This window comes from Symbiopectobacterium sp., assembly GCF_047692315.1.
In the GTDB taxonomy this organism is placed as follows: Bacteria; Pseudomonadota; Gammaproteobacteria; order Enterobacterales; family Enterobacteriaceae; genus Symbiopectobacterium.
Genome location: NZ_JBLLJS010000019.1, coordinates 25,731 through 47,872, shown reverse-complemented (window position 1 = coordinate 47,872; position 22,142 = coordinate 25,731). Strand labels below are relative to the sequence as shown.

Annotated in this window: 21 protein-coding genes and 3 pseudogenes; 6 read left to right on the top strand and 18 right to left on the bottom strand. The window is 54.5% G+C overall.

Going from position 1 to position 22,142, the window contains the following annotated elements; genetic code table 11:
* The first annotated feature begins 225 nt into the window (after positions 1 to 225).
* From xseB to dxs, 3 genes are all read left to right on the top strand, one after another.
* On the top strand, positions 226 to 489 hold the full coding sequence (gene xseB / locus ACMZI0_RS09070) for an exodeoxyribonuclease VII small subunit (RefSeq protein WP_415672704.1): 264 nt from the start codon (positions 226 to 228) through the stop codon (positions 487 to 489).
* Positions 486 to 1,397: a (2E,6E)-farnesyl diphosphate synthase gene (gene ispA / locus ACMZI0_RS09065; protein ID WP_415672703.1), complete on the top strand. Its 912-nt coding sequence runs from the start codon at positions 486 to 488 to the stop codon at positions 1,395 to 1,397. Before xseB ends, ispA begins: the two co-directional genes overlap by 4 nt.
* A gap of 112 nt (positions 1,398 to 1,509) precedes the next feature.
* Complete coding sequence (gene dxs / locus ACMZI0_RS09060; protein WP_415672702.1) at positions 1,510 to 3,372, top strand: 1-deoxy-D-xylulose-5-phosphate synthase; 1,863 nt, start codon at positions 1,510 to 1,512, stop codon at positions 3,370 to 3,372.
* 70 nt (positions 3,373 to 3,442) lie between these two features.
* On the opposite strand, the gene pgpA is transcribed toward dxs, so the two are convergent.
* The 6 genes from pgpA to nrdR all read right to left on the bottom strand — a co-directional run bounded on the left by pgpA (position 3,443) and on the right by nrdR (position 7,361).
* Positions 3,443 to 3,964: a phosphatidylglycerophosphatase A gene (pgpA, locus tag ACMZI0_RS09055; RefSeq protein ID WP_415672701.1), complete on the bottom strand. Its 522-nt coding sequence runs from the start codon at positions 3,962 to 3,964 to the stop codon at positions 3,443 to 3,445.
* On the bottom strand, positions 3,945 to 4,685 hold the full coding sequence (locus ACMZI0_RS09050; protein WP_415672700.1) for a thiamine-monophosphate kinase: 741 nt from the start codon (positions 4,683 to 4,685) through the stop codon (positions 3,945 to 3,947). The genes pgpA and ACMZI0_RS09050 overlap by 20 nt, the downstream gene beginning before the upstream one ends.
* 54 nt (positions 4,686 to 4,739) lie before the next feature.
* Entirely contained in the window at positions 4,740 to 5,159 is a 420-nt protein-coding gene (gene nusB / locus ACMZI0_RS09045) for a transcription antitermination factor NusB (RefSeq protein ID WP_195315259.1), read from the bottom strand.
* Between the two features lie 24 nt (positions 5,160 to 5,183).
* The gene (gene ribE, locus ACMZI0_RS09040; RefSeq protein WP_415672699.1) at positions 5,184 to 5,648 is read right to left on the bottom strand and encodes a 6,7-dimethyl-8-ribityllumazine synthase; all 465 of its coding nucleotides are present in this window, start codon (positions 5,646 to 5,648) and stop codon (positions 5,184 to 5,186) included.
* Between the two features lie 143 nt (positions 5,649 to 5,791).
* Positions 5,792 to 6,907, bottom strand: a complete 1,116-nt coding sequence (gene ribD / locus ACMZI0_RS09035; RefSeq protein WP_415672698.1) for a bifunctional diaminohydroxyphosphoribosylaminopyrimidine deaminase/5-amino-6-(5-phosphoribosylamino)uracil reductase RibD — start codon at positions 6,905 to 6,907, stop codon at positions 5,792 to 5,794.
* 4 nt (positions 6,908 to 6,911) lie between these two features.
* Complete coding sequence (gene nrdR / locus ACMZI0_RS09030) at positions 6,912 to 7,361, bottom strand: transcriptional regulator NrdR (protein WP_415672697.1); 450 nt, start codon at positions 7,359 to 7,361, stop codon at positions 6,912 to 6,914.
* A gap of 206 nt (positions 7,362 to 7,567) precedes the next feature.
* Here nrdR and ACMZI0_RS09025 point away from each other — a divergent pair, with 206 nt between their 5' ends.
* The gene (locus ACMZI0_RS09025; RefSeq protein WP_415672696.1) at positions 7,568 to 8,152 is read left to right on the top strand and encodes a DUF3251 domain-containing protein; all 585 of its coding nucleotides are present in this window, start codon (positions 7,568 to 7,570) and stop codon (positions 8,150 to 8,152) included.
* A 4-nt stretch (positions 8,153 to 8,156) separates the two neighbouring features.
* Here the strand turns inward: ACMZI0_RS09025 and secF are convergent, their stop codons facing one another.
* From secF to queA, 5 genes are all read right to left on the bottom strand, one after another.
* Positions 8,157 to 9,125: a protein translocase subunit SecF gene (gene secF, locus ACMZI0_RS09020; RefSeq protein ID WP_415672695.1), complete on the bottom strand. Its 969-nt coding sequence runs from the start codon at positions 9,123 to 9,125 to the stop codon at positions 8,157 to 8,159.
* 10 nt (positions 9,126 to 9,135) lie between these two features.
* Positions 9,136 to 10,986 carry a protein translocase subunit SecD gene (gene secD, locus ACMZI0_RS09015; protein ID WP_415672694.1) on the bottom strand — a complete coding sequence of 617 codons (1,851 nt, stop codon included), beginning with the start codon at positions 10,984 to 10,986 and terminating at the stop codon, positions 9,136 to 9,138.
* Positions 10,987 to 11,013: 27 nt separating this feature from the next.
* Positions 11,014 to 11,346 carry a preprotein translocase subunit YajC gene (gene yajC / locus ACMZI0_RS09010; RefSeq protein ID WP_415672693.1) on the bottom strand — a complete coding sequence of 111 codons (333 nt, stop codon included), beginning with the start codon at positions 11,344 to 11,346 and terminating at the stop codon, positions 11,014 to 11,016.
* A 144-nt stretch (positions 11,347 to 11,490) separates the two neighbouring features.
* A complete protein-coding gene (gene tgt / locus ACMZI0_RS09005; RefSeq protein ID WP_415672692.1) occupies positions 11,491 to 12,636 on the bottom strand; it encodes a tRNA guanosine(34) transglycosylase Tgt in 1,146 nt (381 codons plus the stop codon).
* A gap of 107 nt (positions 12,637 to 12,743) precedes the next feature.
* Positions 12,744 to 13,832, bottom strand: a complete 1,089-nt coding sequence (gene queA / locus ACMZI0_RS09000) for a tRNA preQ1(34) S-adenosylmethionine ribosyltransferase-isomerase QueA (RefSeq protein WP_415672691.1) — start codon at positions 13,830 to 13,832, stop codon at positions 12,744 to 12,746.
* Between the two features lie 156 nt (positions 13,833 to 13,988).
* Between queA and ACMZI0_RS08995 the strand changes: the two genes are divergently transcribed.
* Complete coding sequence (locus ACMZI0_RS08995; protein ID WP_415672690.1) at positions 13,989 to 14,570, top strand: ACP phosphodiesterase; 582 nt, start codon at positions 13,989 to 13,991, stop codon at positions 14,568 to 14,570.
* A gap of 155 nt (positions 14,571 to 14,725) precedes the next feature.
* Positions 14,726 to 15,328 (top strand): peroxiredoxin C, encoded by a 603-nt coding sequence (locus ACMZI0_RS08990; protein ID WP_415672689.1) that lies wholly within the window; start codon positions 14,726 to 14,728, stop codon positions 15,326 to 15,328.
* Between the two features lie 119 nt (positions 15,329 to 15,447).
* Here ACMZI0_RS08990 and proY read toward each other — a convergent pair.
* The 7 genes and pseudogenes from proY to phoB all read right to left on the bottom strand — a co-directional run bounded on the left by proY (position 15,448) and on the right by phoB (position 22,102).
* Positions 15,448 to 16,807: pseudogene (gene proY, locus ACMZI0_RS08985) on the bottom strand (proline-specific permease ProY).
* A gap of 74 nt (positions 16,808 to 16,881) precedes the next feature.
* Complete coding sequence (gene brnQ, locus ACMZI0_RS08980; RefSeq protein WP_415672688.1) at positions 16,882 to 18,201, bottom strand: branched-chain amino acid transport system II carrier protein; 1,320 nt, start codon at positions 18,199 to 18,201, stop codon at positions 16,882 to 16,884.
* Positions 18,202 to 18,426: 225 nt separating this feature from the next.
* On the bottom strand, positions 18,427 to 18,585 hold the full coding sequence (locus ACMZI0_RS08975) for a hypothetical protein (protein ID WP_415672687.1): 159 nt from the start codon (positions 18,583 to 18,585) through the stop codon (positions 18,427 to 18,429).
* A gap of 80 nt (positions 18,586 to 18,665) precedes the next feature.
* Positions 18,666 to 19,169 (bottom strand): annotated as a pseudogene (locus tag ACMZI0_RS08970) (5-methyltetrahydropteroyltriglutamate--homocysteine S-methyltransferase); the annotation flags it as partial.
* 4 nt (positions 19,170 to 19,173) lie between these two features.
* Positions 19,174 to 20,009: pseudogene (locus ACMZI0_RS08965) on the bottom strand (PstS family phosphate ABC transporter substrate-binding protein); the annotation flags it as partial.
* Positions 20,010 to 20,023: 14 nt separating this feature from the next.
* Positions 20,024 to 21,346, bottom strand: a complete 1,323-nt coding sequence (phoR, locus tag ACMZI0_RS08960; protein WP_415672686.1) for a phosphate regulon sensor histidine kinase PhoR — start codon at positions 21,344 to 21,346, stop codon at positions 20,024 to 20,026.
* Between the two features lie 66 nt (positions 21,347 to 21,412).
* Positions 21,413 to 22,102 carry a phosphate response regulator transcription factor PhoB gene (gene phoB, locus ACMZI0_RS08955; RefSeq protein ID WP_415672685.1) on the bottom strand — a complete coding sequence of 230 codons (690 nt, stop codon included), beginning with the start codon at positions 22,100 to 22,102 and terminating at the stop codon, positions 21,413 to 21,415.
* Positions 22,103 to 22,142 lie beyond the last annotated feature (40 nt).

Below are 22,142 nucleotides of genomic sequence, written 5' to 3'. Positions count from 1 at the left end.
TCGGTAAACTCGTTCAATGGGATGATTTTACCAATAGCATCCAGGGCGCGGAGTATATCATCTTCTCGCACGCTGCGCGCAGGAAGGATGCGCATATCTGTGCGATGGGCCATGCCGGGCAGAACGATTAACGACAATAAAAGAACAGCGTCACTTAGCGATCAGGATGTAAAATAGGTCATGCCTGCAAAAAAAACACCGCCTCACGCAGAGGCAAACCGCGAAATGCCAAACGATGCTGATTCAGCGCTGAGTTTTGAGCACGCACTGCAACAGTTGGAACAGATTGTCACCCGCCTTGAGTCGGGAGACTTGCCGCTGGAAGAGGCGCTAAGCGCCTTTGAAAACGGTATACAGTTGACGCGACAGGGACAGTTGCAGTTGCAACAGGCGGAACAACGCGTGCAGATTCTGCTTAGCGATGAGCCGGATGCCGCGCTGTCCCCCTTTACGCAGGGCGCCACAAACCAGAACAGTAAGTCACTATGACGGAATTCGCCGCGCAATTAAGCGCCCATGCCGATCGCGTTAACCAGGCATTAAACCGGTTTATCTCAAGCTTGCCGTTTCAGGGCAGTCCGTTGGTTGACGCCATGGCATACGGCGCATTGCTGGGAGGCAAACGCCTTCGGCCTTTTTTGGTTTATACCACCGGGCAACTTTTCGGCATTCCGCTGACCAGTCTGGATGCCCCCGCAGCGTCAGTGGAATGTATCCACGCCTATTCGCTGATTCATGACGATTTACCCGCCATGGATGACGATGACTTGCGCCGTGGTCAACCGACCTGCCACATTAAATTTGGTGAAGCCACTGCGGTTCTGGCCGGAGATGCACTTCAAACGCTGGCGTTTTCCATTTTGGCAGAGGCATCGATGCCGGAAGTTGGCGAGCGAGATCGCCTGTCAATGGTCGCGGAACTGGCGCAGGCCAGCGGCGTGGCAGGCATGTGTGGCGGACAAGCGCTGGATCTGGCTGCGGAAGGTAAGCAGGTCAGTCTGTCTGCACTGGAGCAAATTCATCGCCATAAAACCGGTGCATTGATTCGCGCGGCGGTCAGGCTCGGCGCGCTGAGCGCTGGCGCCTCCGGCCGAGCGGCCCTGCCCTACCTCGATCGCTATGCCAATGCTATCGGCCTGGCCTTTCAGGTGCAGGATGACATTCTTGATGTGGTCGGAGACAGTGCCACAACCGGCAAACGACAAGGGGCCGATCAGCAACTGGGTAAAAGCACTTATCCCGGCCTGCTTGAGCTTGACAGTGCGCGAGCAAAAGCGCGAGATCTTTATCAGGAATCACTGGCAGCACTGGATGAGCTGCAAGCGGCCAGTACAACACCGCTTGATACCTCGGCGCTGCAGGCATTGGCGAATTATATCGTCGAACGAGATAAATAATTTCAACATCACCCAGTGGATTTCAAGCGTGTCGCACGGCGATAACACCCAGATGGACGCTCCATTCGCCGCTTGAAAGAGAACGGGAATAACACCTCAGAATGAGTCGCAAATGAGTTTTGATATTGCAAAGTACCCTACACTGGCTTTAGTGGAAACACCTGACGAACTGCGCATACTGCCACGTGACAGCCTGCCAAAACTGTGCGATGAACTTCGTCAATATCTGCTGGACAGCGTCAGCCGCTCCAGTGGCCACTTTGCGTCAGGGCTCGGCACCGTTGAACTCACCGTGGCGTTGCACTACGTCTACAATACGCCGTTTGACCATCTGGTGTGGGATGTCGGCCATCAGGCCTATCCGCACAAAATCATTACCGGGCGCCGCGATCGTATTGCCACCATCCGTCAAAAAGGCGGCCTGCACCCATTCCCCTGGCGTGGCGAGAGTGAATATGACGTGCTGAGCGTCGGCCACTCCTCCACCTCGATCAGCGCCGGGCTGGGAATGGCGGTTGCCGCCGAACGCGAAGGCAAAGGACGCCGCACTGTGTGCGTTATCGGCGACGGTGCGCTGACGGCAGGTATGGCGTTTGAAGCGATGAACCACGCAGGCGACATTCGCTCCGATCTACTGGTGGTATTGAACGACAACGAGATGTCCATTTCCGAGAACGTCGGGGCGCTCAACAATCACCTTGCGCAGCTGTTATCAGGCAAACTCTACTCCACCCTGCGTGAAGGCGGGAAAAAAGTCCTGTCTGGCATCCCGCCGATCAAAGAGCTGATCAAACGCACCGAGGAACACCTGAAAGGTATGGTCGTGCCGGGAACGCTGTTTGAAGAGCTCGGTTTTAACTACATCGGCCCGGTCGACGGTCACGATGTAGTCGGATTGGCTCAAACCCTGAAAAACATGCGTAGCCTGAAAGGCCCGCAGTTACTGCATATCATGACCAAAAAAGGCCGTGGTTATGCTCCGGCTGAGCAGGATCCTATTAGCTGGCATGCCGTGCCGAAGTTTGATCCGGCCAGCGGCACCTTGCCAAAAAGCAAAGCGGGTCTCCCCACCTACTCCGCCATTTTTGGTGATTGGCTGTGTGAAATCGCCGCTAAAGACAGCAAACTGATGGCGGTGACGCCAGCGATGCGTGAAGGCTCCGGCATGGTGCGCTTCTCGCGCGACTATCCGCAACAATATTTCGATGTTGCCATTGCCGAGCAGCACGCCGTCACCTTTGCCGCCGGTTTGGCACTGGGCGGATACAAACCCGTGGTTGCTATCTACTCGACGTTTTTGCAGCGCGCTTACGATCAGGTGATTCACGACGTCGCGATTCAGAATCTGCCGGTGCTGTTCGCCATCGATCGCGGTGGCATTGTGGGCGCAGACGGCCAAACGCACCAGGGGGCTTTTGATTTGTCCTTCCTGCGCTGCATTCCCGATTTGATTATCATGGCGCCGAGCGATGAGAACGAATGCCGCCAAATGCTGTTTACCGGCTACCGTTATCAGGATGGCCCTTGTGCCGTGCGCTACCCGCGAGGTACCGGGACAGGTGCCACGCTTGAGCCGTTGCAGGAATTGCCTATCGGCAAGGGTGTGGTACGACGCAAAGGCGAGAAGGTTGCCATCCTTAACTTCGGGACGCTGCTGCCAGAAGCACAGCAGGTTGCTGAAAAACGCGATGCCACGTTAGTCGACATGCGTTTCGTCAAACCGCTGGATGAAGCGCTGATCGCTGAACTGGCGCAAAGCCACGATCTGCTGGTTACGCTGGAAGAGAATGCGCTGATGGGCGGTGCAGGTAGCGGTGTAAACGAAGTGGTTATGGCACAACGGCTGGGCATTCCCGTGCTGAATCTGGGACTGCCGGACAGCTTTATTCCGCAAGGAACACAGGAAGAAGTTCGCCACGATTTGGGATTGGATGTGGCGGGCATTGAGCGCCGCATTGATGAGTGGCTGCAATAATCTGATAGACCGGGGCCGCCGCCCCGGTCTATCAGGTCAATAAAACAATTAATTAAGAAAACGGTAGGGCTCAGGAGAACAGTGGCCAGTGATGCCCTATCCAGTAGATAATGCCTGCTGAGATGATGCCTGCCACAATATCGTCAATCATGATGCCCATACCGCTATGCACGTTGCGATCAAACCAGCGTATTGGCCAGGGTTTGAAAATATCCAGAATACGAAACACCACAAAACCGGCCAGCACCCACTGCCACTGTTCATCGGGAATTGCCATCAGCGTAATCCACATCCCGACAAACTCATCCCAGACAATACTGCCGTGATCGTGCACGCCCATGTCTTTGGCCGTTTGGTGACACAGGTAGACGCCAATGCAAATGCTGAGCATGATGGTCAGCGAATAAAGCTGCCAGGGCAGGAAAGAAAGCAAATACCACACCGGGATCGCCGCCAGCGAACCCGCAGTCCCCGGCATCCAAGGAGAGAGACCGCTGCCAAATCCGGTTGCCAGCAAATGCCAAGGGTTGCTCAGGCGCAAGCGCTGCTTCGCGGCACGCTTCGCTTCACGGTCATTGGCTAAAGTGGTCATAGCCTTTCCAGTTCAGTTCCACCGCGTTGTCACCACGGAAAAAGCGTAACCCCTCGGAAGACGGTGCAATTTGGCCAATGCACGTGTAGCCAACGCCGAGCTGACCCAGCGCCATATCAATTGCCCCGCGATTAATTTCTGGCACGGTAAAGCACAGTTCATAGTCTTCGCCACCAGACAGTGCCCAACGCAGCGCCTGATCGGGTTCAACGTGCTGCATCATTGCCGATGAGTATGGGATAGCGTCAAGTTGAATGCGCGCACCGGCACGAGTCAGCGCGCGACCGGCAGGCACCAACCCATGGATGGTCAATGTCAGGCTCAGAGGGCCACGCGTGGTATCGCCGCCGATCAGTTGCATTCCGTAGTAATCCAGCAGCGTGAACAGACTATCACTATAGGCCGCCAGCCATGCGCTGTTGATTTCTGGTAAGGTAATGGCCAAAGAGAGCCAGGCAGGATCGGCCCCCATGGCCGCCAGATCGCTCAGGTTCACCGCTAGCGATTTGTAACCCAAATCAGCCGGATCGATAGTAGGCAGGAAATGTACCCAGGAAACTAGGGCATCGGTACTGACGGCTAAAAGCTGCTTTTCAGCCACCGAGAGCAACGCGCAATCGTCGCCAGTCCCCAATTCCACATCGCGACGCGGATTTCCGGCCTTGTACGCGTTTGCGCGATTGAAATAACGGACAATCAGATCAAACTCACCGTAAACCATAACCGTTTCCGTCAAGGGCAATCGCGAACAGGGCCGGTATTCCGGCCCTGAGCGTTACTTCTTCGTTTGGCGCACCGTCGGTGCTACTTTATCCAATACGCCGTTGACAAACTTGTGGCTATCTTCCGCACCGAACACTTTCGCCAACTCAATGGCTTCGTTGATGGCAACCTTGTAAGGAACGTCGTCGCGCTTGCTCAATTCGAACAACGCAATACGCAACACGGCTCTCTCCACCTGCCCCAACTCTTCGAGCTGACGTGACAGGTAGGGTGCCATCAATGCATCCAGTTTTTCTGCCTGCATGGCGACGCCCGCCAGCAACTCGCGAAAGTAGTTGATGTCGACATCTTTGACATCCTGCTCACTCAGGAATTGCAGTTCAATATCAGCAATGTCATTCTTTGACAACTGCCAGGAATACAGCGCTTGAACCGCACATTCACGAGCGCGGCGACGAGCAGCAGGTTTCACGGAATACCCCTTTCTTAATCAAATTTATTTGATATCTTTCAATACGTTAATCATTTCCAGCGCAGTCAGCGCGGCTTCCGCGCCTTTATTACCCGCTTTGGTGCCAGCACGTTCAATGGCCTGCTCGATGCTTTCCGTCGTCAATACGCCAAACGTCACCGGAATATCGCTGTTCATGGCAACATGGGCCAACCCGGAGCTGCATTCACCCGCAACATATTCGAAGTGCGCTGTGCCGCCACGGATCACTGTGCCCAGTGCCACAACCGCGTCATAACCACTTTTCGCCAGCGCACGCGCCGTCATCGGCAGCTCATAGGCACCCGGCACCCACACTACGGTAATGTTTTCATCTTTGACCTGACCAATACGTTTCAACGCATCGATAGCACCTTCCAGCAGGCTATCGTTGATGAAATGGTTGAAGCGGGCAATCGCAATCGCGATGCGGGCATCAGGGGTGGCAACAACACCTTCAATGACGTTCATAGCGTTCCTTATAATCATAATCGCATGCTAATACCCCGCGGGGGGGATGTGTGGATTCTATCACATTCTTGCGACGGCGTATCCGGTTTTGTCTACCACACCCTATTGAAGCCAGAGCAGACCAAAGCCGCACGATATCGGCGTCAGGATTGCGGTATCAAGCGCAGACGGAGATCGGGACCAATCTGGCGGACCTCTATCAGCGTAAATGAAGGCGCTTTCGCCAACTGCGTTAATCCCGGCAGCACACACAGCGCCCGGGCATCTTGTCCCAACAGTTTCGGGGCCATATAGACGATCAATTCATCAACCACGTCCGCATTTAATAACGCACCCGCTAGCGTAGCGCCGGCCTCAACCCAAACTGAATTAATCTGGCTCTTACCCAGTGTCATCATTAACGCGACCAAATCGACACCGCCACCGTGAGCGGGCAGTGTAAGGTGCTCAACACCTTCAGGCCACGCAGTGTGATTGTTCGGCTGGGTGCTCGCCAACCAGGTTTGGCCCGGTTGATGGACCAATTGATGTTGAGGCGTCACCCGGCCATGGCTATCGACAATCACACGTACGGGCTGCGCAAGCGCTGTCTCAGGAAGCTGTTGTTTCGTATCTGAATCTAACGCATCCCAACGAACCGTGAGTAATGGATCGTCGGCCAGCACGGTGGCACTGCTGCTGAGGATAGCGGCGCTTTGTGCGCGAAAACGCTGCACATCCTGACGAGCCTCAGCAGAGGTAATCCACTTGCTTTCTCCCGAAGCCATTGCAGTGCGACCATCCAGCGAGGCGGCGATCTTAAGGCGCACATACGGAACACCCGTGCGCATCCGTTTAAGAAACCCCAGATTCACCTGTTCGGCATCCTGCATCATCAGGCCGTGGCTGACGGCGATCCCCTCCTGCTGCAAACGGTGCAGACCACGCCCGGCCACCTGCGGGTTCGGATCCTGCATAGCCGCCACAACGCGCGCCACGCCCGCCGCAATCAGCGCATCGGCGCAGGGCGGCGTGCGTCCGTGATGGCTACACGGCTCCAACGTCACATAGGCGGTCGCGCCCCGTGCTCGTTCGCCCGCCATACGTAATGCATGCACTTCCGCATGGGGCTCGCCGGCGCGTAGATGATAACCTTCACCGACCATCTCACCGTCACGCACAATCACACAGCCAACGTTAGGGTTTGGCGAAGTAGTAAAGCGCCCACGGCGCGCTAATTCAAGTGCGCGCGCCATCCAGAATTCATCTTGCCGTTCCATATTACTAATCCTGTAACCGAGCGATCTCTTCGCCAAACTCCCGGATATCCTCAAAGCTGCGGTACACGGAGGCAAAACGAATATAAGCGACTTTATCCAAATGTTTCAGGGCATCCATCACCAGATTGCCAATCATCTTGGCGGTGACTTCACGCTCACCTGTTGCGCGCAGCTGCGATTTGATATGGTTGATGGCGTTTTCGACATCATCCGCACTCACGGGGCGTTTTTCTAACGCTTTCAGCATCCCTTTCCGTAATTTGTCTTCATTAAAGGGCTCGCGAACGTCATTACTTTTTATCACCCGGGGCATCACCAGCTCCGCCACTTCGAACGTGGTAAAGCGCTCATTGCACACCAGACATTGACGGCGGCGGCGCACCTGCGTGCCTTCGCCGACCAGACGGGAATCAATAACTTTGGTATCAACAGCGGAGCAGAATGGGCAGTGCATAACGTATCCCGATGATTAGCTTCTCTTGCGCCTAGTTTACCCTGAATTGGCTGACTAACCCAAATATCCAGCGCTTACAAGCCAATATTTGCACACCCGCTGGCACAAACGCGACATGATTTAGCTCCCATTCGCCACTACACTTATACACTTGCCACTCAAAGACGATACGAGAAAATGCATAATGCAATGAGGGAAAAACCTGAATGATTAAATGTTATCGTGCATCTGGCCTCCTGATGCTGGCACTAGCGGGCTGTGCCGCGCCGCCGCAGACCCCTACGCTGCAACGAGAAGTCGGGCAACTGAACCGGCAATTACAAACGCTGACGGCGCAAGCGTTAGCTCTGGAGCAGCAAAATACGTTAAACAGCCACTCTACCCACGGCGTTTACCTGTTACCCGATGCGAAAACCAGCGCTATTTTGCAAAGCAACATTGGAAAACTGAGTATTTCACTGAGCCACATTGAACCCGAAGCCAACGGCACTCAGGCACTATTGCACGTTCGACTTCTTGAAGGCGCCGCATTGCCTTCATTTCACGCACAGCTCGACTGGGGTCAGATCGACCCGGTCAGCAATAAGCCATTGCCGAGCGAAACACAAACACAGCAGCTCACTCTGGATGCCGCACTCTTGCCCAAAACCGAAGCCGTATTCGGCGTACGCCTGAGCGGCGTTACACCGGAACAATTAGGTTTTGTGCGCCTGCATCAGGTTGAGACCACTGCGCCTCAATGCAAAAAAAAATCCCTGCCGCAGCAGGGATTTTCATCAAGGTTATCGTAAATACTTAAAGCGGGAGGGAAGGCTGATCCGCCCCTTCCTTCTCGACTTTCTGCACCAGCAGGTACTCGCGCTTCATCCCGAGTTTCAGCGCCAGCGCCGAGGCCACGTAGATGGAGGAGATGGTACCGATAGACACCCCGATCAGCATCGCCAACGAGAAACCTTCCAGCATAGCGCCGCCGAAAATGTAGAGCATCAGCACTACACCCAGCGTGGTGCCGGAGGTCATCAACGTACGGCTCAACGTCTGAGTCAGCGACACGTTCATGATTTCGTAAGGCGTACCACGGCGAATTTTGCGGAAGTTTTCACGAATACGATCTGATACCACGATGCTGTCGTTCAGCGAGTAGCCGATAACCGACATCAGCGATGCCACGATGGTCAAATCGATTTCGATTTGAAACAGCGAGAACACCCCCATGGTGATGATCACATCGTGCGCCAATGCCAGTACCGTCCCCAGCGCCAAACGCCATTCGAAGCGGAAACCCACGTAGATCAAGATACAGATCAATGCGGCCAGCAGCGCCATCGCACCGTCTTGCGCCAAATCATTACCCATGCTCGGCCCAACAAACTCGATACGCTTCACCGTTGCACTCTGTTCTGTGCCCTGGTTAATCACGGTGACCACTTTGTTGCCCAGTTCCTGACCTGAAGTGCCCACGCTCAGCGGCATGCGCGCCATCACATCACGGCTGCTGCCGAAGTTTTGAATCAACGGATCGGCAAAACCGGCTTTTTCCAGCGAGCCACGAATTAAATCCAGATCGGCCGGTTTTTCCAGGTTAATTTCAATCACCGTACCACCGGTGAAATCCAACCCCCAGTTAAACCCGCGCACACCTATAACAACCAGTGACAGGATTAACAAAGTGCCCGAAATGACGAACGCGACGTTATCCCAACGCATAAAGTCATAGACTTTACGACCATAGTTGAGCTGTTCAACAGTATATTCCTGTGCCACGACGCACTCCTCAAATAGACAGCTTATTAACGCGTTTGCCGCCGTAAACCAGGTTCACAATCGCGCGGGTGCCGACAATAGCGGTAAACATCGAGGTCGCGACCCCAATCGCCGTTGTAATGGCAAAGCCTTTGATTGAACCGGTCCCCACAGCGTACAGAATCACTGCCGTGATCATCGTTGTCAGGTTGGCGTCAACGATACTGGAGAACGCACCTTTGTACCCTTCATGAATGGCTTGCTGAACCGTTCGCCCATTCCTGAATTCTTCTTTGATACGTTCGTTAATAAGTACGTTGGCATCTACCGCGACCGCCAGCGTCAACACAATACCGGCAATCCCCGGCATGGTAAGCGTCGCCCGCGGCAACAGTGACATAACCCCGACGATAAGAACCAGGTTAGCAATCAGCGCCGTGGTGGCTATAACACCAAACCCTTTGTAGAACACCACCATAAACAGGATGGATGCCACCAGCCCCCACAAGCAGGCTTCGAGCCCCTGAGTGATGTTTTGCATACCCAGCGTAGGGCCGATAGTACGCTCTTCGACAATCTGGATCGGCGCAATCAACGCGCCAGCACGCAGCAGCAGAGAAAGCTGACGCGCTTCGTTCGGGTTGTCGATACCGGTAATACGGAAGCTGTTACCCAAACGCGACTGAATGGTCGCGACGTTAATCACCTCTTCGTGTTTTTCCAGGATTGCACGACCCGACGTGGCATCTTTCTTACCGCTGTCCTTGTATTCCACAAACAAAGTCGCCATCGGTTTGCCGATGCTGTCCTTGGTGAAATTGGACATGGCGTTACCGCCCGCGCTGTCCAGAGAGATATTCACCTGCGGACGACCGTATTCGTCTGCACCGGAGGTGGAGTCGGTAATGTGGTCACCGGTGAGGATCACACGCTTGTACAGCACCACCGGGGTGCCATCACGCATGTTTTTCACTTCGGAATCAACCGGAACACGGCCATTCGCTGCCGCCGTAACGTCCGCAGAACTGTTCACCAGACGGAATTCCAGCGTTGCGGTGGCACCAAGAATCTCTTTGGCGCGCGCGGTGTCCTGAATACCAGGCAGTTCAACCACGATACGATCTGCCCCCTGGCGTTGTACCAGCGGCTCAGCCACACCCAGTTGGTTAACACGGTTACGCAGGATATTGATGTTTTGCTGTACGGCATACTCGCGCGCTTCACGCAGGCGCTCACCACTCATCATCGCACGCATCAGATTATCGCCGCTGGCATTGAACACCAGATCGCGATGGCGAGAAGTGAGATACGAAATGGCGTCGTTACGCGTTGCCGCATCGCGGAAACGGATCTCCACGGTATTGTCATCGGCTTTACGCACAGTGGCGTAGGGGATGCCCTTTTCACGCAGATCGCTGCGCGGAGAACCCATGGTCTGCTCTTGCAGTTTACCTAACGCCGTTTCCATATCCACTTCCATCAGGAAGTGTACGCCGCCACGCAGGTCCAGACCCAGTTTCATGGGTTCCGCACGCAGCATGCGCAGCCAGTTTGGCGTAGCGGGGGCCAGGTTCAAGGCCACGACATACTTCTCACCCAACGCATTCACCAGCGCTTCACGGGCACGCAGCTGAATATCCGGGGTGGAGAAACGGGCAAGGATCGCACCACTTTCTAACGCGAGCGATTTGCTGGTGATATTTTGTTCTTGTAATACATTCTGGACTTGGATCAGCGTTGACTCACTGGCGGCGATGCCTCGCGCGCCAGTGATTTGTACCGCCGGATCCTCACCATACAGGTTAGGAAGCGCATAAAGCAGACCGATGAGCAACGCCACGGCAAGCATCAGGTACTTCCACAAAGGATAACGGTTTAACACGGCAGTTCCCTTCGGGAAAATCAAAAATTACAGGGCTTTGATGGTACCCTTCGGCAACACAGCAGCCACGAAATCACGTTTGATAACCACTTCATTGGTGTCGTTCAGCGCAATGGCGATGTACCCGGTATCAGATACTTTCGTCACACGGCCCACCAGACCGCCCGTCGTCAGCACTTCATCCCCTTTGGAGATGGAGTCCATCAGTTTCTTGTGATCTTTTGCGCGCTTTTGCTGAGGACGCAGAATCATGAAGTAAAAAATCAGACCAAAAACAGCCAGCATAATCACCAGAGAGTACGGACTTCCCTGTGCCGAAGCGCCGGTTGCTGCTACAGCATCGGAAATGAAAAGACTCATTGAAATATCCTCTTTGTTATCAAACCAAACGTGTTCAAAAAAACAAACGTAAGAAAACGGTGCGCTTAAAAAGCGTTACATCAAACCTTCACATCGCACGCGCCGCACCTATCACTCGCGACGCGGCGCGGCCAAATCTGCCCGTCAGTCTTGTTGACCTGCCGCCGTTTCAGCAAGGGACGGAGCCGGCTTGCCAATCCGTTGGTAAAAATCCGCCACAAAGTGCTCTAATTTACCCTCTTCGATGGCCTGACGTAAACCTGCCATCAACCGTTGATAATACCGCAAATTGTGAATGGTATTGAGGCGCGCGCCGAGTATTTCGTTGCAACGGTCAAGATGATGCAAGTAAGCGCGGCTATAATTGCGACATGTGTAGCAATCACAGTGCTCATCCAGTGGACGAGTATCATCCTTGTGTACCGCATTGCGGATTTTTACCACGCCGTCTGTGACAAACAAGTGGCCGTTTCGCGCATTTCGCGTTGGTATCACACAGTCAAACATGTCGATGCCGCGCCGCACGCCTTCCACCAAATCCTCCGGCTTGCCGACGCCCATTAGATAACGGGGTTTATCCGCCGGGATCTGCGGGCAAACATGCTCCAGAATACGGTGCATGTCCGCTTTCGGCTCACCCACTGCCAAGCCGCCCACAGCGTACCCATCAAAGCCAATCTCTACCAGCCCTTTTACCGAGACATCGCGTAAATCTTCGTAAACACTTCCCTGAATGATACCAAATAACGCATTGTTGTTATTGAGTTCATCAAAACGATCGCGACTGCGTTTTGCCCAGCGCAATGACATTTCCATCGAGCGTTTGGCATAATCCCAATCGGCAGGGTAAGGCGTGCACTCATCGAAAATCATCACGATATCGGAGCCAAGGTCGTACTGGATTTCCATCGATTTTTCCGGGCTGAGGAAAATCGCATCGCCATTGATCGGGTTACGGAAGTGCACCCACTCTTCAGTGATCTTGCGGATGTCGCCCAGGCTAAACACCTGAAAACCGCCGGAATCTGTCAGGATCGGGCCATGCCACTGCGTGAAATCATGCAGATCGCCGTGCAGCTTCATGATCTCCTGCCCTGGGCGCAGCCACAGGTGGAAGGTGTTACCCAACAGGATTTGCGCGCCGGTTTCTTTCACTTCCTCGGGCGTCATGCCCTTTACCGTGCCATAGGTGCCAACCGGCATAAACGCGGGGGTTTCCACTACGCCACGGTCAAAAACAAGACGACCACGGCGAGCGCGGCCATCGGTTTGCAACAACTCGTATTTCACTTTGCCTCCAGCACCGGAAAAACAGTCCGATGTTGTTGATGGTAAGTCAGTCAACGCGCCAACAGATTGCACTCTGCGGCGCGGTTATGCTTTTGCTTTTAAGGTACTTAAGCGCAGTTGTCCGCCGCACTGTCGACCGTTTCCGTCTCGGCAGCAGGATTGCGCGTAATAAACATGGCGTCACCGTAGCTGAAAAAGCGATACTGCTCGGTTACCGCCGCTCGGTAAGCCGCCATGGTGTACTGGTAGCCCGCGAAAGCGGACACCAGCATGATCAGCGTTGACTCCGGCAAATGGAAGTTCGTCACCAGTGCGTCGATCACGCGATAATGATAGCCGGGATAGATAAAAATGCGGGTATCACCGAAGAAAGGTGCGATCAGCGTGTCTGGCGCGGCCTGTGCCGCACTCTCTAACGAGCGCACCGACGTGGTGCCAACGGCAATCACGCGATTACCACGCGCTTTACACGCCAGCACTGCATCCACCACATCCTGCGGCACTTCAGCATACTCTGCATGCATGATGTGATCTTCGATGGTATCGACTCGCACAGGCTGGAAGGTGCCAGCGCCGACGTGCAAAGTCACAAATGCCATCTCGATGCCCTTCTCGCGCAGCGCCGCCAGCAGCGGGTCATCAAAGTGCAGGCCTGCCGTCGGCGCAGCCACCGCGCCAGGGCGTTGGCTATACACCGTCTGGTACAGTTCGCGATCGGCGTCTTCATCCGGTCGGTCAATATAAGGCGGCAGCGGCATATGGCCGATGTCGTTTAATATCGTCAGCACATCACGCGTATCATCAAAGTGCAGCTCAAACAGCGCATCGTGGCGCTGCTCCATAACGGCCTTCACGCTGCCGTCTTCTCCCAGCAACAGTTCAGTTCCCGGCTTCGGAGCCTTGGAGGCTTTGACATGGGCCAGCACGAGCTGCGTATCCAGTATGCGCTCAACTAGCACTTCAATCTTGCCACCGCTGGCCTTTTGGCCGAACAGGCGTGCAGGGATGACGCGCGTATTGTTAAACACCAGCAGATCGCCAGGAGCCAGCTTATCCAGCAGATTGGTGAAAACACCATGGGTCAGGGTTCCCGTCGGACCGTCCAGCGACAGCAATCGGCAACCGCTACGCTGCGCTTGCGGATAGTGCGCAATGAGCGCTTCGGGAAGTTCAAACGAAAAATCAGAGACTCGCATGGCTATTCACTTGGTTGTGCTATTTGAAAAATCGTTCCTGACCAATAACGGGTAAAAAACGGAACAGGTAAAAAAACAGCGGTCTAGTCTAGAGCCGCGCGCGCGCGGCTGCAACAAATAAGCGAACAGTGCACGAAATTGATGTAAACTGGCAGAATGAATTTTCTTGCTCATCTTCACCTGGCCACGCTAGCCGATAGCTCTCTTCTCGGCAACCTGATGGCAGACTTTGTGCGCGGCAACCCGCAGCAGGGCTTTAGCGATGACGTGGTGTCCGGCATTCGTCTGCACCGCCGCATTGATGTGCTGACGGACAGCCAGACCGAAGTGAAAGCCGCCGCCGCCCATTTCAGCGCAGATTACCGCCGCGTGGCCCCTATCACGCTGGACGTGCTGTGGGACCATTTTCTTGCCCGTCACTGGTCGCGCGTGCATCCGCAGCAGTCGCTGGAGGCATTTGTCGACACCGCCCGCGCCCAGATAGAACCTCACCTGGCGCACACCCCGGAGCGGTTTCAGAATCTGAACCACTATTTATGGCGTGAACGCTGGCTAAAGCGCTACGCGGAACTGTCCTTTATTGCCGATGTGCTGCGGCGTATGGCGCTAAGGCGCCCCCGGTTAGCGGCATTAGCAGGCTCATTTGAGGATATCGAGCGGCATTATGCGGCTTTTGAAGACTATTTCTGGTGCTTCTACCCGCACATGATGGAGCAGGCTCGCTTGCAACAGCTATAAAGCTGTCGATTTCTGTTGGGTATCACCAATCAATTCAATAGACAAAACCTATCTCATCAATCGGTCTGTTGGTCTGTATTCACAAGCAAAGAAACCCTATACTGCTTGTTGTTTTTGGATCCTCTTCCCCTTTAATCACTTTTACAGGAGTTATTATGGTCCTGGTAACGCGTCAAGCCCCTGACTTCACCGCTGCTGCCGTATTGGGCAACGGCGAAATCGTTGAAAACTTCAACCTGAAAAAACACATCAGCGGTAAAGCGGCAGTAATTTTCTTCTGGCCGATGGACTTTACCTTCGTTTGCCCCTCAGAGCTGATCGCCTTCGACCATCGCTACAAAGAGTTTCAAGATCGTGGCGTGGAAGTGATTGGCGTCTCTTTTGACTCCGAATTCGTACACAACGCCTGGCGCAACATGCCGGTGAAAAGCGGCGGTATCGGCCCGGTGCAATACGCCATGGTCGCCGACGTAAAACGTGAAATTCAGAAAGCCTACGGCATTGAGCACCCGGACGCAGGCGTTGCACTGCGCGGCTCTTTCCTGATCGACAAAGAAGGCGTAGTTCGCCATCAGGTCGTGAATGATCTGCCGCTGGGCCGCAACATTGATGAAATGCTGCGTATGGTCGATGCACTGCAATTCCACGAAGAGCGCGGCGAAGTGTGCCCGGCACAGTGGGAAAAAGGCAAATCCGGCATGGGCGCTTCCCCGGATGGAGTCGCCAAATACCTGGCGGAAAACGCAGACAAGCTGTAATCGCCCTCTGCTCCGCAACAAAAAGCCGACTGCATGCAGTCGGCTTTTTTATTAGCTGAACGCTGGCAATAAAAAACGGGGCCTTTCCGCCCCGTTATATCATTGCAGCTCAACCGCGCTTACGCGTTGTCATTCGCCAGCTTCTGCCGTTTCTGTTTAAAGGCATAGCCTATCAGCAGCAAGGCAATCCACAGCACGCCCACATAAAGGGAAATGCGCATTTCCTCAAAGTAGCCAATCAGTCCGATAATGAACACCAGGAACACGATACCCACCACCGAAGCAGCCACGCCACCCGGCAGCGGGAAAGCCAGCGCCTTCACCTCGTTTTCGCTCAAACGACGGCGGAACACAATTTGCGAGCAAAGAATCATAATCCACACCCACACTGTTGCGAACGTCGCCAGTGATGCGATCACAGGAACACTTTGCCCGGCATAATATAGTTGAGGTAAACCTCCACCAGCAGCGCCGCCATCATCACGACGACCGTGACCCACGGAATACCGCGCTGCGACACCTTGGCAAATACCTTGGGCGCATTGCCCTGCTCTGCCATGCCGTGCATCATGCGGCCCACGCCAAACACGTCGCTGAAGCGGTAATCACCACAAAATTCAGAATGCCCGCAGCCGCCGTGATACCAAGATGCTGGAACGTCAGCACAAACGGGCTACCGTTGGTGCCCACCTGATTCCAGGGATAAATAGACATGATGACAAACAGCGTACCGACATAGAACACCAGAATACGCCACGGCACCGAGTTAATCACGCGCGGAATGGATTTATGCGGATCTTTGGCTTCGCCTGCGGTGATACCGATAATTTCAATACCGCCGTAGGCGAACATCACCAGTTGTAGCGACAGGACCATGCCCATCACGCCGTTACTGAAGAAACCACCGTGGTTCCACAGATTGCTGATCCCGGTTGGCTGACCGCCATTACCGATACCCCAAACGATAATCCCGATACCCGCTACGATCATGATGATGATGGTTGCGACCTTGAAGAAAGAGAGCCAAAACTCCAGCTCACCGAACACCTTCACGCTCATCAGGTTGATGGCACCAATAATCAGCACCACGCTCAGCACCCAGATCCAGTGCGGCACGTCAGGGAACCAGACGCTCATATAGATGCCAAACGCAGTCACGTCAGCAATGGAGACGATGAGGATCTCGAAGCAGTACGTCCACCCGGTGATGTAGCCCGCCATCGGCCCCAGATAATCCTGCGCATAGCGGGAAAAGGAGCTGGCCTGCGAGTTGTTAACAGACATCTCTCCCAGCGCCCGCATAATGATATAGGCGATGACGCCGCCAATAATATATGCCAACAGCACGCTCGACCCTGCTATCTGAATGGCGCTGGCCGAGCCATAGAACAGGCCAGTACCAATAGCCGACCCGAGCGCAATGAAGCGGATATGCCGCGTGCTTAACCCACGCTTTAGCTTAGCGGATTGTTGTTCCATAAATTAAGCAGCCCTGTCTCACAAAAGAAAAACCACAGGCGCTAGCCTGTGGTGAAAAATGCAGCGTTAATGCGTTATTGGTGCGCAGTCACTTCCTGACGCCCGCTCAGCCGGTCATAAATAACCGAAGCCAACATCACCACCAGCGAGGGCGGCAACCAGGCCAATCCCTGTTCACCTAAAGGCAAGTTCAGGCTCCAGGCTGGCAGCCATGACGCAAAGGTCGATGATTTTACCCCATCAATCAGGCCGAATAACAGGCTGATTAACATGACCGGGGCCACAATACGGGAAGCCTGATTCCACCAGCGCAGAGTAAAACTCAGCAAAACCAGAATGATACAGGGTGGATAGATGGCTGTCAGCACCGGAATGGAAAGCTGAATCAAGTGACTTAATCCCAGATTTGCCACCAGCGCCGAAAAACCACCCAGTACAAACACCAGCGTGCGATAGGAAAACGGCAGATATTGGGAGAAAAATTCAGCACAGGCACAGGTCAGGCCAACCGCAGTCACCATACAGGCAATAAAAATCAGCAGAGCCAGGAAGCCGCTACCCATGCTGCCAAAGGTGTGCTGTACATAGGCATGCAGGATTTCCGCCCCGTTTTGCGCATTAGGAATCAGCTCACCGCTCACTGAGCCCAGTTTGAACAGGCTCAGGTAGACCAGCGTCAGCCCTACACCGGCAATCAGCCCAGCCCAAATGGTGTAGCGGGTCAGCAGCGTAGCATCTTTTACACCACGCGAACGGGCGGCATTGACGATGACGATCCCGAACACCATCGCACCCAGGGTGTCCATGGTCAGGTAACCGTTCAAAAAGCCATTAGAAAACGGCACGGTTTGGTAGGCATCGGTCGCCGGGATCGGCGAACCCGCAGGCCACAACAATGCAGCAAACCCTAACACCGCCAGCGCCAGAATTTTTAACGGTGCCAGCACATGGCCCACCGTATCGAGCAGGCGCCCCGGATAGAGAGAAATGCCGATCACCAGCGCAAAATAGACCACCCTATAGATCAGCAACGGCGTGGCGGCATCGCCAAACAGCGGAGCCAATCCCACTTCGAACGATACGGTAGCAGTACGCGGTGTGGCGAACAGCGGCCCAACTGCCAGATAACACACAGTCGCCAGCAGAACGCCTGCTTTCTGGCCTATGGGGGAACTTAGGGCATCCACGCCGCCGCCCACGCGTGCCAGCGCCACCACGGTCAACACCGGTAGGCCCACGGCGGTAAGCAGGAAGCCAAGCGCTGCCGTCCAGACGTGTTCACCGGCTTGCAAGCCAACAATCGGCGGAAAAATGATGTTTCCCGCCCCAACAAACAGCGCAAAGGTCATAAACCCCAGCGCCACAATATCTTTGGATGTTAAACGATGACTCATAGTTACGTTGTGTTGCCTGTATAAAAATGCGACAAAATTAGGAAGCGAATTGCGGCGTGGTATAAATTATTCTTATCGCGCAGACGTTATAGGGCGTTAAGTAAAACGTTTATAGTAATAAAAGACAAGTAGTGATCCAAAATGCGGAGTATTGCGCCAATCTAACAACAATAGTCAGATAATAATATCACTACTCGCACAACCACCCGCACATGATTTGTGCATTTAACGCCTTTCCTTTGCAATAAAACCAGTATAAAAACGCGCGATACGCGCAAAACGAACATAAAAGAGGCAGCGTAGCAGCATAAGAAGCGCTTTTTGCTGGGAGAAGGGGAAAGAAGCAGGTGATTGCGCGGTAAGTGGTGTGAGCACAGCTTTCATATTTTGACGCCCCACCACGGGGCGTCTAGCGTAAAGCGGGGATAGCAGATTAACCTTCCCCGATGTTGCGCAATGGTGCGTTACTTGCCCCAAACGTCGGCAGCGGTATCGACGACCAGACGCAGCTTGGCCCACTGCTGTGCTTCTGTCAGGCTGTTGCCCTCTTCCGTGGAGGCAAAGCCACACTGCGGGCTGAGGCAGAGTTGTTTGATATCGACATATTTCGCCGCTTCCGCGATGCGTGCCTTCAGCAATGCCGGATCTTCCAACTCGCCATTTTTGGTGGTCACCAGACCCAGCACTACCTGCTGGTGTCCCGGTTTGATGAAACGCAGCGGCTCGAACCCGCCTGAGCGATCATTATCGTACTCGAGGAAAAACTCATCCACGTTGACTTCGCCAAACAGGATCGGTGCCACCGGCTCATACCCGCCTTCTGAAATCCAGGTAGACCGGAAGTTACCGCGACATACGTGCAAACCAATCACCAAATCGGCGGGTTTACCCACCAGCGCTTTATTCAGCACATCGGCATAGGTACGCGCCAGTTGCTCAGGATCTTCACCACGTTCGCGAATCTGGCGTTAAGGCAGCCGTCAGGCTATCCAGCGCACGTTCCGGTGCTTTGTTTACATAAATATAGAGGTAACGCGCATAAGGATAACGCCCGCTGCGAATGTTATCTACCGTCGGTGCAACATACGCCTCGCCTTGTGCCGCCAGTGGCAGCATTTTCACACCGCTGGCGCGAAAACCGATACTGGCATAACCAATCGCCTGATTAGACGTTGCCACCGCCTGCACCACTGAGGCAGAGCCAGGTAACTCGTTCACCTGAGGTAAAAAATCACCGCCGCACAGCGCCTGCTGCTTAAAAAACCCATAAGTGCCTGACGCCGAATTGCGCCCATAGCGCAGCACGCGACGCGGCCCCCACTCCCCCGTCAGCCCGAGATCGCGCCAATGGGTGACGGTTTGCATCGCCCCACAGCGGTGGGTAATTGAAAAAGCGCATCAAGCTGTTGCAGGTTCAAGCCCGGCAACGGGTTATCCTGATTGACCAGCACCACCAGCGCATCCACCGCCACCGGAACGGCCAGCGGAGGATAACCGTAGCGTTGCACAAACGCCTCAATCTCACTCGTCTTCATGGCACGGCTCATGGGGCCGAGTTGCGCCGCACCAGAGGCCAGCGCTGTCGGCGCTGATGACGATCCCGCCGCCTGCATCTGCACATTGACGCTGAGATAATGCTGGTTGAAATCTGCGGCCCAAAATGCCATTAAGGTCGCCAGGGTATCGGACCCTGCACTGGACAGATTACCTGCCAGCATTTGCTCACTGCGTGCAATATGGCTCCAGCCACTGAGCAACAGCAGCACAGTACAGAGCAATAAACCCGAAGAACGCGGGGCTGGCGTCATAGGTCAGATATCCATCAGGCCGAAGGGGTGGTGCTATTTTCCGACAGAGGGGCAGGGACAATCAACCGGTTCAGCAGAGTAAACATAAAGCGCGCGCCGGCACCCGGTTCACTGAGAATCTCAAGCCGCGAGTCATGGTGGCTGAGTGCATGTTTAACAATCGCCAGCCCCAACCCGCTGCCGCCCGTTTGGCGCGAACGTGCTTTATCAACGCGATAAAAACGCTCTGTCAGGCGTGGGATGTGCTCTGCGGCAATACCAGGGCCATTATCGCTGACCTGAAACTGCGCTCCCTGCGTGATTTTTTGCCAGCACACTTCAATACGCGTGCCTTCCGGTGTGTGATTAACCGCGTTGTACACCAAATTGGAAAAGGCGCTGTGCAACTGTTCTTCATTGCCATAAACGCGTAACCCATCGTTAATGCGGAACACGATTTCGTGGCGATCCTGACTCAGCGTCTGCGCTTCACGTTGCAGTATGCGCAGCATGCGTGGCACATCGACCTTTTCCGCCAGATTAATCGGTGCCGCCGCTTCAATTTTTGATAACGTGAGCAACTGTTTCACTAACCCATCCATGCGCCGCGTCTGTTCCTGCATGGTAGAAAGTGCCTTGCTGCGTAAGGCACCGTCCAACGAATCGTCCTGCATCATCTCCAGATAGCCTTGCAGCACGGTGAGCGGGGTGCGTAATTCATGGCTGACATTGGCGAAGAAACTACGCCGTGCGCCTTCCAGTTGATGCATCTGCGTAATATCGCGCACCACCATCAATAATTGCCCTTCCGAATAAGGCATAACGCGGAATTCGACATGGTGAGAATTGATCAGTTGCAGGGTCAGTGCTCGGCTAAAATCCTGCTGACGCATGTATTGGGTGAACTCGGGATAGCGCAGCAAGTTGAGGATATTCTGACCGTTATCCTCCGGCCAGCGCAGACTGAGCAAATGCTGCGACAGTCCGTTGCACCAGATGATGGTGCCCTCTTCGGTGGTAATCACGACGCCGTCCGGCAGCGACTCGGCACCGCTGCGAAAACGTTTGATCAGCAGGGCCAACTCACGCCGCCGCCGCCGATTACGCAGTTGCATCTGATACAGACCGTAAAACAACGGCTCCCAACTCCAACGCCCGGGCGGTGGCGTCATGCTGCGATCGACCCACAGCCAGTAGGAGAGTTTAAGCTGGTTGTAATAATTCCAGCCAAGCACCACCACCACTGCCACCAGCATAAACCAGGGCAGATAGCCGAAAATCAGGCCAAGCAACAGGGCCGGCAAGCCAAAAAAAGCCAGCTCCGATGCCAGCTTTTTCCACGAAAGACGTTCTAACACGTTGAAAATTCTCCGCTCTGGCGGTATTCAGCCACGATGTCGCGCACGCTATCACTCACACGCACATCAATAACGCGTAGAAAAAAGATACCCCGTTCCCCGGACCGTTTGCACCATTTTATCGTATCCGCTGGTTTCCAGCGCCTTGCGCAAGCGACGAATATGCACGTCCACAGTACGATCCTCAACATAAACGTTAGTTCCCCAAACGTTATTGAGCAACTGCTCGCGGCTGTAAACGCGCTCCGCGTGAGTCATAAAAAAATGCAGCAGCTTGAATTCGGTCGGCCCCATCTCCAGCGCGTGCTGTTCTGTGGTAACGCGGTGAGAGGTCGGGTCCAGGCTCAAGCCACGCATTTCGATCACCTCTTCCACCGCCATCGGTGAAATGCGGCGCATCACCGCCTTGATGCGCGCGACCAGCTCTTTGGGGGAAAAAGGCTTGGTGATGTAATCATCCGCGCCAACCTCAAGCCCGCGCACGCGATCTTCCTCTTCTCCGCGTGCCGTCAACATCATGACAGGAATATCCCGCGTCAGCGCTTCGCGCTTCATGTGCTTGATAAACTGCAACCCTGAGCCACCTGGCAGCATCCAGTCCAGCAGCACCAGATCCGGATAGGGTTCAGACAAACGCGTCACTGCGCTGTCATAATCTTCCGCTTCAACGGACTGATAGCCGTTTTGCTCTAACACGAAGCACACCATTTCACGAATCGGCGCTTCATCTTCTACGACCAGTATGCGTCTTGCCATTGTTGATCCTGCCGTTAATCAGCGTGTGAAACGCGTCAAC

Excerpts from the sequence above, each read along its gene's own strand:
- xseB (WP_415672704.1), top strand. The coding sequence starts at position 226 with ATGCCAAACGATGCTGATTCAGCGCTGAGTTTTGAGCACGCACTGCAA.
- ispA (WP_415672703.1), top strand. The coding sequence starts at position 486 with ATGACGGAATTCGCCGCGCAATTAAGCGCCCATGCCGATCGCGTTAAC.
- dxs (WP_415672702.1), top strand. The coding sequence starts at position 1,510 with ATGAGTTTTGATATTGCAAAGTACCCTACACTGGCTTTAGTGGAAACA.
- pgpA (WP_415672701.1), bottom strand. The coding sequence starts at position 3,964 with ATGACCACTTTAGCCAATGACCGTGAAGCGAAGCGTGCCGCGAAGCAG.
- ACMZI0_RS09050 (WP_415672700.1), bottom strand. The coding sequence starts at position 4,685 with ATGGTTTACGGTGAGTTTGATCTGATTGTCCGTTATTTCAATCGCGCA.
- ribE (WP_415672699.1), bottom strand. The coding sequence starts at position 5,648 with ATGAACGTCATTGAAGGTGTTGTTGCCACCCCTGATGCCCGCATCGCG.
- ribD (WP_415672698.1), bottom strand. The coding sequence starts at position 6,907 with ATGGAACGGCAAGATGAATTCTGGATGGCGCGCGCACTTGAATTAGCG.
- nrdR (WP_415672697.1), bottom strand. The coding sequence starts at position 7,361 with ATGCACTGCCCATTCTGCTCCGCTGTTGATACCAAAGTTATTGATTCC.
- ACMZI0_RS09025 (WP_415672696.1), top strand. The coding sequence starts at position 7,568 with ATGATTAAATGTTATCGTGCATCTGGCCTCCTGATGCTGGCACTAGCG.
- yajC (WP_415672693.1), bottom strand. The coding sequence starts at position 11,346 with ATGAGTCTTTTCATTTCCGATGCTGTAGCAGCAACCGGCGCTTCGGCA.
- queA (WP_415672691.1), bottom strand. The coding sequence starts at position 13,832 with ATGCGAGTCTCTGATTTTTCGTTTGAACTTCCCGAAGCGCTCATTGCG.
- ACMZI0_RS08995 (WP_415672690.1), top strand. The coding sequence starts at position 13,989 with ATGAATTTTCTTGCTCATCTTCACCTGGCCACGCTAGCCGATAGCTCT.
- ACMZI0_RS08990 (WP_415672689.1), top strand. The coding sequence starts at position 14,726 with ATGGTCCTGGTAACGCGTCAAGCCCCTGACTTCACCGCTGCTGCCGTA.
- brnQ (WP_415672688.1), bottom strand. The coding sequence starts at position 18,201 with ATGAGTCATCGTTTAACATCCAAAGATATTGTGGCGCTGGGGTTTATG.
- ACMZI0_RS08975 (WP_415672687.1), bottom strand. The coding sequence starts at position 18,585 with ATGAAAGCTGTGCTCACACCACTTACCGCGCAATCACCTGCTTCTTTC.
- phoB (WP_415672685.1), bottom strand. The coding sequence starts at position 22,102 with ATGGCAAGACGCATACTGGTCGTAGAAGATGAAGCGCCGATTCGTGAA.